General features: G+C 60.5%; 12 protein-coding genes and 1 tRNA gene. 12 read left to right on the top strand and 1 reads right to left on the bottom strand.

Annotated elements, in window-relative coordinates; all coding sequences use genetic code 11:
- Nucleotides 1-6 precede the first annotated feature (6 nt).
- Nucleotides 7-1,542, bottom strand: coding sequence for a flagellar hook-length control protein FliK (locus I554_RS0106135; protein ID WP_024575926.1), 1,536 nt, complete (start codon nt 1,540-1,542; stop codon nt 7-9).
- Nucleotides 1,543-1,847: 305 nt separating this feature from the next.
- Between I554_RS0106135 and mnmA the strand changes: the two genes are divergently transcribed.
- The 12 genes from mnmA to I554_RS0106065 all read left to right on the top strand — a co-directional run bounded on the left by mnmA (nt 1,848) and on the right by I554_RS0106065 (nt 12,160).
- Nucleotides 1,848-3,023 carry a tRNA 2-thiouridine(34) synthase MnmA gene (mnmA, locus tag I554_RS0106130; protein ID WP_024575927.1) on the top strand — a complete coding sequence of 392 codons (1,176 nt, stop codon included), beginning with the start codon at nt 1,848-1,850 and terminating at the stop codon, nt 3,021-3,023.
- A 78-nt stretch (nt 3,024-3,101) separates the two neighbouring features.
- Nucleotides 3,102-3,740: a class I SAM-dependent methyltransferase gene (locus I554_RS0106125; protein ID WP_024575928.1), complete on the top strand. Its 639-nt coding sequence runs from the start codon at nt 3,102-3,104 to the stop codon at nt 3,738-3,740.
- A gap of 52 nt (nt 3,741-3,792) precedes the next feature.
- Nucleotides 3,793-4,161 (top strand): hypothetical protein, encoded by a 369-nt coding sequence (locus I554_RS0106120; RefSeq protein ID WP_024575929.1) that lies wholly within the window; start codon nt 3,793-3,795, stop codon nt 4,159-4,161.
- 147 nt (nt 4,162-4,308) lie between these two features.
- Nucleotides 4,309-4,385 (top strand) — tRNA-Met (locus I554_RS0106115).
- Between the two features lie 2,118 nt (nt 4,386-6,503).
- Nucleotides 6,504-7,145 (top strand): hypothetical protein, encoded by a 642-nt coding sequence (locus tag I554_RS0106100; protein ID WP_152528600.1) that lies wholly within the window; start codon nt 6,504-6,506, stop codon nt 7,143-7,145.
- 103 nt (nt 7,146-7,248) lie between these two features.
- A complete protein-coding gene (locus tag I554_RS0106095) occupies nt 7,249-7,863 on the top strand; it encodes a hypothetical protein (protein WP_024575932.1) in 615 nt (204 codons plus the stop codon).
- A 155-nt stretch (nt 7,864-8,018) separates the two neighbouring features.
- Complete coding sequence (locus I554_RS0106090; RefSeq protein ID WP_024575933.1) at nt 8,019-8,285, top strand: hypothetical protein; 267 nt, start codon at nt 8,019-8,021, stop codon at nt 8,283-8,285.
- Entirely contained in the window at nt 8,285-9,061 is a 777-nt protein-coding gene (locus I554_RS0106085) for a helix-turn-helix domain-containing protein (protein WP_024575934.1), read from the top strand. The genes I554_RS0106090 and I554_RS0106085 overlap by 1 nt, the downstream gene beginning before the upstream one ends.
- A gap of 357 nt (nt 9,062-9,418) precedes the next feature.
- Nucleotides 9,419-9,820 (top strand): hypothetical protein, encoded by a 402-nt coding sequence (locus I554_RS0106080; RefSeq protein ID WP_024575935.1) that lies wholly within the window; start codon nt 9,419-9,421, stop codon nt 9,818-9,820.
- A gap of 798 nt (nt 9,821-10,618) precedes the next feature.
- Nucleotides 10,619-11,110: a ParB/Srx family N-terminal domain-containing protein gene (locus tag I554_RS27555; RefSeq protein WP_275450900.1), complete on the top strand. Its 492-nt coding sequence runs from the start codon at nt 10,619-10,621 to the stop codon at nt 11,108-11,110.
- A 594-nt stretch (nt 11,111-11,704) separates the two neighbouring features.
- Entirely contained in the window at nt 11,705-11,839 is a 135-nt protein-coding gene (locus I554_RS27715) for a hypothetical protein (protein ID WP_275451156.1), read from the top strand.
- A 6-nt stretch (nt 11,840-11,845) separates the two neighbouring features.
- The gene (locus I554_RS0106065) at nt 11,846-12,160 is read left to right on the top strand and encodes a hypothetical protein (protein WP_024575937.1); all 315 of its coding nucleotides are present in this window, start codon (nt 11,846-11,848) and stop codon (nt 12,158-12,160) included.
- The last annotated feature ends 926 nt before the right edge of the window (nt 12,161-13,086 follow it).

Here is a 13,086-nt window from a genome sequence, read left to right as displayed (position 1 = left end):
GTCTCCTCAAATCCTGATGTCGACGCCGCTGCTCGCTCCGAGCATGCGGCCGTAGGTTCGTCCCGCGACCTGTGCGGGGACGGTGTCTTCTTCGGTAATGACAACGCGCTGCGAATTGCGGCCGGAGCCGTTATCGCCATCGCGGCCTGAGGACGACTGGTCGCGCAGGCTGAACTGCAATCCCGAGTCGCCGGTCTTCAGGCCGGCGTCTTCCAGCGCCTGCTGGAGTCTCGGCGCGTCGTTGCGCAGCATGTCGAGCGTCGCCGGCCGTTCCACCGTCAGGTGCGAGGTGACATTGCCGTGCTTGTCGACGTCGAGACGCACGTCGATGCGGCCAAGCTCCGCCGGGTCAAGACGAATCTCGAAGCGGCTGTTGCCGCCTGCCGCGCGCAGCGCGATGTCAGCGGCAAGGCCGTTCAGCGGCACCGGCGCGCTGTCGGCGAGCGTTGTATTCGCTGCCGGCACCGGGACTGCGGTCAGATTGGCGGCATGGGTCTGGACCGGTTGCGGCTGAATGCCGGTGGGAACCTGCAAGCCGGGATCGGTCTGCAACGCAGGATGCGGAGCCGACGCAGCGCGATGCTCGGCCTGCGGCGCCGCCTTGGCAGCGTGTTTCGATGACTCGGCATCGGTCTTGCCCGACTCCGAGGCTGCCTTGTCATGCTCCGCCGGCTTGTCATCCGGATTCGATGCGGCGGTCTCGGGCTTGATGGCCTGATCGGTGGAGGCCTTTGCCGCGGACGTGTCGGCGGCATGCTTGCCGTCCTTGCTGTCCTTCGCAGGCGCCGTCTCTGCATCCTTCACGGGGATTTCAGTCTTGCCGCCATCGGACTTGATGACGGTTGCAGCGGCTGTGACCGCCGCAGCGGATGTTTCGGGAGCGGTGGTTTCAACCGGGGCTGCCGCGTCGGTACTGACGGCTGCTACCGCGGTTTTGGCGTCTGCGATCACGGGTGTTTGCGCAGCCGACGCATCCGCTGGTGTGACGGTGGTAGCGCCAGCAATGGCAACGGTTGCCGTCGCTGTTGTTCCTGCTGTTGGATTGTCACCAGTCACGGTGGCGGGATCGGCCGCCGCAGCGATCACCACAGCGACAGGGTCGGTAACGATAGCCGGGACAATTGGCGTCGCGGTACTCGCGGCGGTGTCATCGCCGCCGGATTTGTCGTCGGTCTTCGTGGCGTCGGACGCGGTTTTGTCTTTGCCGCCGGTCTTGCCACTGGCGGCCTTTACGTCGGGGGACGCCGATGGATCGGCATCCTGCTGCGCGGCGCTGGATTCGTTGTTCGCTGAACCGGTGGAGCCATCGGTCTGCGGCCGGTCCTTGCCTTTCGGGGGCGCATCGGCCTGCCGCGCATCGCGGGTATCGCGGCGCGGCGAGACCGGCCTGTCTGGCGCCGGGCGGGAATCGGAGCTTGCAGCGGCGTTGCTGTCCACCAGAGCGGCGAAGCCGTCCGACGATGGCTGTTCGGCGCGGGTCTGCTTTGCCTGCGGATCGTAAGCGGGCTTGGAGACGAGAGGTTCCGGAGTGACGCTGAACACGGGTGGCCTTTCACGTTGCTACGCGGTCTTTGTTGAGCAAGGACCGGGCCACCGGCAGTAGATTGTAAATATGATATATTTCAACGGGTTATAAGGTTGTGGGGCGACGGCTGGCGAGTGCGGAACCGGGGGCTTTCTGCCCGGCGGCAAGATTTTCCCCCCAAAAGAGCCGGGTTTAATTGCAATGGATCAAGGCCGACCGTGATTGCCTCGGCTAGGGTCGGACTATAAGTAAAGTGCAAACCCTGAAATGACCGGTTGCGGGCTGCCCAGGCGGTCCCGGCAACAGCAAGATCGGCCCTGCCATGCTCAACAGCCTCGACCTCGAAGGTCGCCCGGAAGACACCCGGGTCGTCGTCGCCATGTCCGGCGGTGTCGATTCGTCGGCGACCGCTGCGCTGCTGAAAGCCGAAGGCTACGACGTGGTCGGCATCACCTTGCAGCTTTACGATCATGGGGCCGCGACCCACCGCAAGGGTGCATGCTGCGCGGGCCAGGACATTCATGATGCGCGAGATGTCGCCGCGCGTCTCGGCATTCCCCATTACGTGCTGGACTATGAGAGCCGCTTCCGCGAATCCGTGATCGAAAGCTTCGCCGAGAGTTATGTGCAGGGCGAGACTCCGGTGCCCTGTATCGAGTGCAACCGCTCGATCAAGTTTCGCGATCTGCTGTCGACCGCCCGTGAGCTTGGCGCCAAGGCGCTGGCCACCGGACACTATGTCGCGTCGCGCCGTCTGGCGGACGGATCGCGCGCGCTGGTCTGCGCGGCCGATGCCGACCGTGACCAGAGCTACTTCCTGTTCGCGACAACGCAGGATCAACTTGCCGACGTTCGCTTTCCGCTCGGCGACATGACGAAGGCGCAAACCCGTGAACTGGCGCGCCGCTTCGGATTGTCGGTCGCCGACAAGCACGACAGCCAGGATATCTGTTTTGTGCCGACCGGCCGTTACACCGATGTGATCGAGCGGCTGAAGCCGAAGGCGATGGAGCCGGGCGATATCGTCGATCTCGAAGGCCGTGTACTCGGCCGCCATCAGGGCATCGTCGGTTTCACCATCGGCCAGCGCCGCGGCCTCGGTATCGCGGCGCATGCGCCGCTGTATGTTGTGCAGCTTGATGCGGAGACGCGCCGTGTCGTGGTCGGTCCGCGCGAGGCGCTGAACGTGCGGCGCATCCTGTTGCGTGATGTCAACTGGATCGGCGGCGGCGATCTGAATTCTGCGATCGGCGACGGCCTCGAGATGTTCGTGAAGGTGCGCTCCACCCGTCCGGCGCAGCCGGCCTGGCTGCGCCGCGTCGGCGGGGTTTATGAAGTCGAACTCGTGGACGGCGAGGAAGGCGTGTCGCCGGGGCAGGCCTGCGTGTTCTACGATGCGCCTGCGGGACAGGCGCGCGTGCTCGGCGGCGGTTTCATCAGCGCCGCGCCGCGCGACCTTGTGTCAGTGCCGCGTCAGCGCGAAGCCCTTGCCGGATAACGTCTGGTCCTTCAAGAATAAGGGACTTCCGGCCGATCGTGCCGGACAAGAACACGTGTTGCGTAACAGGGCGGGGACATGACCAACGACATCGATCGTGCCGGAGTGGCGAAGGCCTACGCCGCGTGGGCGCCGGTTTACGACATGGTGTTCGGCAAGGTGTTCGACGAGGGCCGCAAGTCGACCATCGCCGTGGCCGATGCGATCGGCGGCCGTGTGCTCGATGTCGGAGTCGGCACCGGATTGTCGCTGTCGGATTATTCGCGCACCACGAAGCTCCATGGCGTCGATATTTCCGAACCGATGCTGCGCAAGGCGCAGGAGCGCGTGCGCGCACAAAACCTCACCAACGTGGAAACGCTGTCGGTGATGGATGCGAAGAATCTCGCGTTCCCGGACAACGCGTTCGATGCGGTGGTGGCGCAGTACGTCATCACGGCGGTGCCGGATCCGGAAGCGACGCTGGACGATTTCATGCGCGTGCTGAAGCCGGGCGGTGAACTCATTCTGGTCAATCACATCGGCGCGGAAAGCGGCCCGCGCAAGATCTTCGAGCTTGCGTTCGCGCCGCTGGCGCGGCGGCTTGGCTGGCGGCCGGAATTTCCGTGGGCACGGCTGGTGAACTGGGCTGCGAAACATGGCGGCGTGACACTGGTCGAGCGCCGTCCGATGGCGCCGATGGGGCACTTTTCGCTGATCCGCTATCGCAAGGGCTGATTGCCGCGATGTGTCGCAGGGAACATCCGCGCCGCGACGCCGTTTCCGTTCCATGACCATGAAACTTCCGATTGCCATAAGCGCCGCGCTGGTGGTGTTGCCTGCTGTGGCCTTTGCGCAGGCGCCGCCCGCGCCGGCGATGCCGCCGACGCAAACTGCGCCGCCAAACCCCGATCGCGCAGCGTCTAACTGCACGCCGACCGAGGCTGTTCCGCACGAAGGGACCGTCGCGCCTCGCGGGACCACGACGGGGCGCGCCCCCGAATCCCTTGGCGACAGGCTGGCGAAATCCGACGGCGTGCTGTGCCCGCCGCCCGGCGTCGACCCCCAGATGCATGCGCCGACCCCTCAGGCCGGGACCACGCCGGTGATTCCGCCGCCCGGTAGCCCCGGAGGCGATCCCTCGGTGCGGCCAAAGTAAGGTTTTTCCGCTCTCGCGCGTGCCGTTTCCCGGAGAATGCGCATGCAAGGCCAATCAGATGGCGCTTCCGGTCATCGTTGCTTGACAGGCATTTGGGTGACTTCTTATATGCCGCCGTTCGCGACCGCGAAGGCGGTCTGGACGTGTGGCGAGGTAGCTCAGCTGGTTAGAGCACGGGAATCATAATCCTGGGGTCGGGGGTTCGAGTCCCTCTCTCGCTACCATCACTCCCCCCTCCCTTGCGGCCCAGGGCTGCAAGGCCGGTTAGTTCACCCAGCCTGCCCTGGATCTCGACCTTCAGATCGGTGCTATTTGGCGGCGCCTGAACAATCACGGCCATTACTAGACGTCGCAGCCTGCCCGTTAGATCAGAAACCGCGGCCGCGTCGCCGCCACGCGACAGAACCTTTCCGAGCTCTGCAACATCGTAAGCGTACCGCTCAATGGAGGCGGGGTGCAGACTGATGACCTGATCAGCGGCCTTCGCTCTGGCAATTGCACTGCGGATATCGTCCCGCTCGACTTCTAGTTTCTTGATGCGAGGCGCGATGCTTTCCAGCGCAACGCCCTGCGCTATGGCGTCGACCAAGCGGTCAAGCTCTTTGTGTATTTCGCCAGCGCGCCGATCAAGCCGCGAGCGGTCGCCAGCCGCCGTCTTCGCAAGCCGCCGGCGTTCGGCGTTATATGTTCGGACGTATTCTGCGATCACCTCGGGGTGTAGTAATGCGTCCCGTAAACCCTCGAATGTCAAAGCTTCGATCATGTCGCGGTTGACTTTACGCGAGTTGCCGCAAGACCCACTTTCGCGGTGCGCCGAGCATTGCACACGCGGCGTTCCTTTGGTCAATCCGATCGATGTCAAGCCGGCGCCGCACGATCCACAGCGCAAGAGTCCGGACAGAGGCCGGGGCGGTTGGCGCGAATGCGTTGCACCGGCGATGCTGCGCGTGTGCTTGATCTTTTGCGCGGCCGCGAATGTCGCTTCGTCGATAATGCGCAGCCTAGGCGCGTCCGCGCGGCGATATTTTTCCTTCGCATTGGGCCGCGAGATTCGCTTGCCGGTCGCCGGATCCTTGATCATGCGAACCTTGTTCCAGACGATACGGCCGACATAGAGCTCGTTCAAAAGGATGCCATGGCCGCGCGTCCTATTGCCGTTAATGGTGGAAGCGTTCCAAGTCTTGCCGCGCGGCGGCTTGATCCCATCGGCGTTTAGGCCCGCGGCTATTGCGCGTGGCGTGAGGCCGGCGACGTACTCAGCAAAGATTCGCTGAACGATCGCTGTCTCCGCGGGGTTGATCGCGAGCTCACCTGGTTTGCCTGCCACGGTCGTGTAGCCATAGGCCCTGCCACCAGCGTGCCGGCCGTCGCGCACTACGCCCTCAAGACCGCGACGAACGTGTAGCGCTAAGTTCTCGAGGTACATTTCACCCATAAGTGCGCGCAACGCGCCGTCGATCCGGCTGACCTTGCCGGCGGAGACGTGAAAAGCAATGCCGAGAAAGTCGAGCCGCTTGCGCGCCTCGTGATAGTCAGCTTGATCGCGAAACAGCCGATCCATGTCCTCAGCCACGATGATATCGAATAGCCGGCTCTCAGCGGCGCGCATCATCGATTGATAGCCTGGGCGGTTATGCGTCGAGGCGCCGGATACCTCGCGGTCTTCAAACGTCATTGCAACCGCAAAGCCTTCGCGAGCGCATATTTCACGGCAGAACACAATCTGATCATCGACAGACTTGTCATTTTGCAATTCGCTCGAAAAGCGGCTGTAAATTGCGGCGCGGATCATTGGCGCTTCCGGTCAGGGACGCGCGCGGGCGGACTAGCCAGCCGCGCAAGTTCGGCGTCATGATCCCGACGAGCGTGCAGAATAGCAAGCGCTCGCGCGACCGCCAGAACGTCCTCCGGGGGCCTTTTAGGGGGTAAACTGGGGGCTTTCTGGCGCATTCGGGCTCGTCTGCCGTGATGCGGCAATACGCGCCGAATTTGGGCAAACGAAAACCAGTAAGGGTCAACAACTGGTTGCTGAGCTGTCGAGGTTCAGAAGAACTGAATTTTTCAAGTTACTCTATTTCACGCTATGTGAACTTTAGCTCCGATTTCCCCCGGTAGCGGTCCGTAAGCCTGACTATCAACTTGATCTTCCAATTCCCCGGAGCAAACTCCACATAGAGTCCAAAATCAGATTCGCGAAAATTCAGAGTCGACCCAGCTGCCAATCTTTCGGCTGGCCGGCAGCGGTGCCCAAGCCGCAACACAATGCCTAAGAGCCAAGGCGTCGGTCCGATTCGCTCGCGGGTTTTTGGCTCCCGGCCATGTTTTCAACGCAGGAGCCCGAGATGTATGTCGCGCAACCGGATGACATGACCCTGTCCGAGTTCCTTGACTATTGTGATCCGCCTAAAAGCGTCGGCTTTGTTCCTCCGCGTTTCGCGGATGGCCGCGAGCTCTGGCAATGGACTCGGGTAGGCCATTTCCGACCTGCGACTGAGGTGTTCGCGGATGGACAGACGATGATTTTTTCTAGGGAGATGGAGCTTTGGTATCGTCCCATCGAAGACGCTCCACATGCGATGTGGTCCAGTGGGAATGCATCCATCTTCCGATTTTCACCAGATTCAGTTCTAGGTGATTTAGTAAGTGATTCCGGCATGAAGCTTCTTGACGTCCGATTTCGTAAACCGGGCAAAGAGTCGGTTCAGCACGAGATTGTGCCCCTAAAGAACCTGGGTGGAAGGCCTTCTACGTATGATTGGCCGCTTGCTCACCAACTAGTTGTAGCAAACCATATCGGACCTAACGGACTACCCGAAAGCTTTGATGAGTACGCTAAATTGCTGTGCGATGAGATTGCAAGAATAGATCCCCAGTCTGATCCATCGCATTCGACCGCCAAGCGCTACCTGAAACTGTCTCAGCCAGCCATCTGTAACGCGATCGCGCAGAGAATGCTCGCCAAGCGCCAGAGGCGAGTTTCATAGCTAAGCACATCGGGTGAATCGGCACGGTTACTGACCCTTGCTGGTTGCTTGCAGAACAAGATGCAGTGTTTCCTCCGCTACCAATCAAACAGCGGAGTTAACGATGTTCAATTTTGAAAAGATTGCCGGCAAGCTTTCCGGCCTTAAAAGCTCTCGTGAATTCGAAGCAGTCGTGCCGGAATTGGCCGACCAACTTGAAGCAGCCCAAATGGCTGCAGTCGATCTGAAGGATCGGCTGGAAACGGCCATTTTTAGTTCGCCAAAGGAAGTTCCCTTCATCCAAGCGGATATTGCGAAGCTCGAAGCTGAGCAGGGGGCTCTTCGTTTAGCGATCGCCGGAGCGCAACGACGGCAACAGGAGGCCGCCGCGATCGAAGTTAAGGCTGAAGTTGAGCGGCGTGCGAGCGAGGCGAAAAAGGTTAGAGTTGATCTTTTGGATAACTACGCGCAGCTGCACGAGTCGCTGACTAAGGTGGCTTCTCTTCTTCACAAAATTCAGGATGGCGAGGCAACGCTCAAGGCAGTGCGAGAATTGTTGGCAAAGCATGGCCGTAGAGAACTGGTGGTTCACAGTCCATTCAGTGAAGCACTTTCATTGATGGAAGTGTCGCCGACTGCCCAGTTGGACCTTTCGCTCGGCAACATTAGGATTCCGGGCTATTTTCCTGGAGGTGGCAGAGCGTCTCCAATCTCAATAATGAAAAAGATCAAAGCGTAACTGTCCTTTGGTGATGGTTGCGAAATGACTTTCTCATCAGGTGGATCGATCGTCGCATTGCCTTTGGCTAATAAAGCCGAGGCAATGCCTGCCACGCCGATTGCCGCCGCGCTTCACTCTTGCTTGGTCGATGGCGCGTATTTCCGGATTTCGTTATGAAGCACGGTCCGGACATGACGCCAGAGCAGCGGGCTCGCATCAGCGAGATGACCAAGGCACGGATGGCCAATCCCGAAGTGCGCGAGCGGATATCCCGACGAACCAAGGAGGCCAAGGCCGCCGCCGCCGCCGAGTTGCCGGAATGGCTCATGCTTCGCATGGCATGGACGAATGCGCGCCCTGGGGTGCGTAAGCGCTTTCTCGACGAGATAGTCTGGGCCGGCTGTATTGCGTCGGCATCGAAAGACCCTGGCGTGGCTTGATGACCGGGGGAAAACGGAAGCCAAGGTCGGACTACGCGACGCTCTGGGCGATCATGAAAGATTCCAGACCCTCGGCCGCGGCTAAATGTGCCGCCACGGTCTGCATCCTGAAGTTTCGGAACAACGAAACCGGTAAATGCAATCCGAGTTTTACAACGATCGGACGAGAAATGGGACGTGGTCGAACGGCTGCGATTGACGCCATCAACCAATTAAAAGCGCTCGGTTGGCTGACGGTCGAAAGCACTAAAGGGGGTGCGAAGAGCAATACTAGCAACTTCGTCTTCAAGGATCCGTCCGGTGCGGAGTCCCGCACCGGCACGAGTGCGGAAGTCCGCACTGGCACCAGTGCGGATTCGACTACCGGTTTGGAAGATACAACCGGTGCGGAAGACAATCGGGACCAGTCCGGGAGTCCGGACCTAACCGGTCCGGGAGTCCGGTCACGAACTATCTTAGAACCATCTTTGAACCTTCGCGCGCGCGAGCCGAGCAGCGCAGAAGCGCTCGGCTCGCTCGGCTCGCTCGTCAGCAGCCGAATTGGACTTGCCAATGCTATTTCGTGGTTTAGCGACGCTCCCATTGTCGATATTTCCTCGACGAGCATCACCATTGAACTGTCGACGCTGTTTCGGCGCAATCGAGTGGCAGCTGACTTTGAGACTGATGTGCTCAATTGTTGTCGAAGGCTTAGGCCATCCATCAAGACCGTGAAGTTCGTAGTTAGGGGGGATTCTAACAACCGCAATCGCCAAATCAGCGAGCTTTCCAAATGAGATTACTGGAGCGTTACGCTCGATACGTCGCTCTTCCATGCCGTTGGCTGTGCACAATCTCGCTACCTTTCGTGATCGCCATGATCGAAACACAGCATCATCCCGGCATCCGAGCAGCGAAATTCAATAATCGTTGCTTCAGCGCAACATTCACGCACCGTGATTTTTTTGAGGCGTAAGGCTTGAGATATTTGGGGTTTGCTATTCACGCTGCGTGTAGTCGAGATGGCGCCACCGTTCACGCTGTGAAGGACGGACTTGCCATCAATCGCGACCAGAGCAACTGTTCGATCGACACGCTTCCGGTAGTCGGTCCGTCACCGGCGACAAGCCACTAGGCTCAAACTGTAGGTCTCAATGCAGTTCCAGAAATTCCTTTTTCCTCACCCGACTTTCGTGGCATCGGATTCGAGCACTGGGTGCGCCGGTGAAATATTTCCGAAGAGATCCGACGAACTCATCTGCTTAAAGGCGGGCGAAATCCTTCAGCTGCTGCCTGACTATGAGGGGGCCGTTGCCGCGTACTCCGAGTCGGACGACGATCAAGGCCTTCTCGAGACGTTGGGCAAACTTCAAGAGCAGCTTTTGGCTCTTGCCAACGAAATGATTGCAATGCGTTCAACGTCGCTTCCAGCAATGCGAGCCAAGGTTGCGGTCCTAAAGCATTACCTGATGGTACCTGACGATCAACAGATTGATGGTAAGGCATTTGAACTGGCCGTGAGCCTGTTCGACGACCTGGCGATCGAAGCCGTTTGAGCCCTTCACTAGTTTGACAAACTCCGACCTAGGATCGGCGTTTGCTATTGCTCTGCGCGAGAGAATGAGTCTTCTGGCTATTCCAGCCGCCCACACACAAGTAGTCTGTAGAACTATTGGACGCGCCATCTCAATGCTTCTTTGGGGCGATGACGGTTACCGGTTCCGGACAGGAAGAAGGTTTTTGTCCACCCGCTTAAACTGATTGATCTGTTTACTTCCTGCCCGCTGCGAAGAAGGTCACAACAGCATCCCATTCACGCGTGACAGGGGGCGAGCCGCCCGCACGTCTCGAACCTTCGCAACACCGAGGCCATTGGCAACACTTCGAGGAGCAGGCTGGTCAGGGCGGTGAAGGCTTGTTCCGATGGCTCTCACTGCATGGAGGAGTGCAGACCGGAAGCCCCAGCTGCGTGCTGGGCTTTCTCCTGCTAGATTGAGCAATGGCGCCTCGCGTGTCGCTGCTCTCCTTGGGAGTTTCCTACCTAGACTTGAACCACCTGCCTTCGCGAGTGGTCCTTTTTCGTTTCGTCGCCGGCTGAACGCCGCCCGCACCGCGACCGAAGGCCTTGGGTCCCTCTGGCACTACGGCCCACCGCGGGTAATTCGGACCTCGGGATTTTGGTAGCGCCGGGCATCAAAAAGTTAGGTTAACGCGGTTAACGCGGTTAACGCCCCTAGGTTAACAGGGGACATTCCTTGCAGCTCCAGCCGATGCATATCGAACAGTGACCGGTGAGCGGCATTCTGCCGGTCGAGGGAAACGCGCGCGTCCCCTCGCCGGCGTAGGTCGCCGAGATCGCCGCGCCAATCAAGCCGTTCGGCTTCAACAATTCGATCCTAGTCGATGGCGACAGCGTGATCGTCGCTGGGCATAGTCGCTTAGCCGCGGCGAAACCTCTCGGTCTGACCGAGGTGCCTGTCGTTGTCCTGGGCCATCTCACCGAGGCCGGCCGCCACGCCTACACCATGGCGGACAATCGGACTGCGCTGAATTCCACTTGGGACGACCAGCTGCGCGCCCGCGAGATGGCGTTTCTGCAGCAAGCCGGCGCCATCGAGCTCGACCTCATCGGTTTCTCCAAAAAGGAAATCGAGCGGCTGCTCAAAGGCGCCAACGGCGGGGCAGCGGGGCGCACCGAGCCTAATGCGGTGCAGCCGGTCGCGAAGGACCCGGTTTCTCGTTTGGGCGACACGTGGCTGCTAGGCGGCTATCACCGGCTCCGCAACGGTCATCCACCGACGCCGAGGACGTCGCGGCGCTGTTGGACCGCGAAAAGCCCCACCTGATGGTCACCGATCCACCCTATGGCGTTAGCTACGATCCGGCCTGGCGCCTCCCGGCTGGCATTGGCGGCGCCGGCACCGCGACCGGTGCCGTCCTCACGACGACAAAGCCGACTGGACCGAGGCTTGGCGCCTCTTTCCCGGCAATGTTGCCTGTGTGTGGCATGGCGGATTGCACGGCGCAGCGGTCCAGGCATCGCTCGAGGCCTGCGATTTCAAGATTCGCGCGCAGGTGATTTGGGTAACCGCGGTTTGCAATCTCGCGTGGTGCCTATCACTGGCGGCACGAACCGGCCTTTTATGCCGCCAAGGAGGGCGACAACTCCTGGCAGAATGAACGGTTCGAGGATGAGCACGAAGTTGCGAGCTACGCGGTCCGTGACGGCGAGACCGCAAAGTGGACGGGGCGAAAGCATTCGACGTCTGGAATATCGAGCACGTCAAAAACGATACCGGTCATGGAACCCAGAAGCTCATCAAGTGTATGCGCCGGCCGATCGTGAACAATTCGCGCGTTAGCGACGCCGTCTATGAGCCGTTCGACGGCTCCGGGAGCAGGATCATCGCGGCGCACATCGCCGGCCGTGCTGTTTCGCGATGGAGCTCAATCCGCTGTACGTCGATGTCGCTGTTCGGCGCTTGCAGGAATTCACCGGCGGCGTCGCGATCCTCGAGGGCGATGGACATACGTTTCAGGAGGTCGCCGCGGAGCGGGGCCGCGCCGCGGCGTGATGCATCATGCAGCTTTTGACCCAGGCCGAGTATGCCCGCCATCGCGGCGTCTCGCGGCCAGCCATCACCAAGCTCATCAACGCCGAAAAAATTCCGGAGACGGCGTTCTCCATCGGTCGGGATGGCAAGCGCCGAATTGATGCGGCTGGGGCGGACTTCGCACTTGGTGAGAGTCGCGAGCATATCCTGTCGACCGACGATGCCTGTGATGACGTCGGCCGAGCCGATCCGACGTTCGGCAGCCAGGCCGGCAATCGTGGCGGCAGCGGTCCATCCGATGTGGGGCAGCTCCCCCAGTGGCGGACCGCGACCAAGATCTAGCGGCCTCTCCGAGCTCGAAGCACGAGCAGACGTTGGGACGGCTGCTCTTCGTCGACGACATCACCCGCGCAAAAATGCGCCGCGGCAATCCTCCACGAAATTGATCGGCTGCCCAGCTTCACCGATGAAATCGTAGCTGCGAGTGCGATGGCTTGTGTATGCTCGAGTGCAGAAAACGCTGCCCAGAATATTCGCACGAAGATCTCCGAAAGTATTCCGCGCGAATTAGCCGTCTCCGATCCTGAAGAGGTTTCGCACCGCCCTTCAGATATCGATGCCGCCCGCTGCCAACTCGCCGACAGCTCCGATCGACGCCCATCTCCATGAGTTTTGCTGGCGGTAAATGTTCCAAACCCGAACATTTATCCTCCGCTCTCCGGCAATCGTGGTCGTGGATCGCTCGGGGCCGCCGAGGATCGCGGCAGCCAGTAGTGGCGCCGCGACGACCATGCGAGCCGGATTGTAGGCGGCGGCGCGGTCTAGGAATCTCCACACCCTGCTCGCATCGTAATGGAGTTGCGGAAAGTCAATACCTAGGTGAGCTCTCGGAGTGTCGGCGTCGTGTTGCCGACGCGTTGCCAAGCGCCGACGGGCCGCGCGGCCCACCGATTCTCGGTTGATCCGCCTTGGCATCAGGGATCACCAATCGCTTCAATGGAATGCACCACTTAGGATGACATCTGCGCCTGCGGTATCTCACCTCGCTGCCGGACGCGAGGCTATTTCTGTGGATTTCGCCCACTCGGAAGGGCGGAAGCGTGCGCCTTGGGCTGCGACAACTATTCAACAGCTTCTTGTTGACCAGGAACACTTGGCCAATCTGGGTGGCGGCGCCATCGTGTTCTATTACGAAGAGTTGCTTCTATGGTTTAAGCGCAAGCGCGGTCTGTCGAAGTCGGGACCAAAAGTTCACTTCCACTGCGAGC

It is taken from the genome of Afipia sp. OHSU_II-C1 (assembly GCF_000497575.1).
GTDB lineage: Bacteria > Pseudomonadota > Alphaproteobacteria > Rhizobiales > Xanthobacteraceae > Afipia.
This window is presented reverse-complemented; position numbering and strand designations above follow the sequence as displayed.

Bases quoted from the DNA above. Each gene is read 5' to 3' on its own strand.
- mnmA (WP_024575927.1), top strand. From the start codon at position 1,848: ATGCTCAACAGCCTCGACCTCGAAGGTCGCCCGGAAGACACCCGGGTC.
- I554_RS0106125 (WP_024575928.1), top strand. From the start codon at position 3,102: ATGACCAACGACATCGATCGTGCCGGAGTGGCGAAGGCCTACGCCGCG.
- I554_RS0106120 (WP_024575929.1), top strand. From the start codon at position 3,793: ATGACCATGAAACTTCCGATTGCCATAAGCGCCGCGCTGGTGGTGTTG.
- I554_RS0106100 (WP_152528600.1), top strand. From the start codon at position 6,504: ATGTATGTCGCGCAACCGGATGACATGACCCTGTCCGAGTTCCTTGAC.
- I554_RS0106095 (WP_024575932.1), top strand. From the start codon at position 7,249: ATGTTCAATTTTGAAAAGATTGCCGGCAAGCTTTCCGGCCTTAAAAGC.
- I554_RS0106090 (WP_024575933.1), top strand. From the start codon at position 8,019: ATGAAGCACGGTCCGGACATGACGCCAGAGCAGCGGGCTCGCATCAGC.
- I554_RS0106085 (WP_024575934.1), top strand. From the start codon at position 8,285: ATGACCGGGGGAAAACGGAAGCCAAGGTCGGACTACGCGACGCTCTGG.
- I554_RS0106080 (WP_024575935.1), top strand. From the start codon at position 9,419: ATGCAGTTCCAGAAATTCCTTTTTCCTCACCCGACTTTCGTGGCATCG.
- I554_RS27715 (WP_275451156.1), top strand. From the start codon at position 11,705: ATGGAGCTCAATCCGCTGTACGTCGATGTCGCTGTTCGGCGCTTGCAG.
- I554_RS0106065 (WP_024575937.1), top strand. From the start codon at position 11,846: ATGCAGCTTTTGACCCAGGCCGAGTATGCCCGCCATCGCGGCGTCTCG.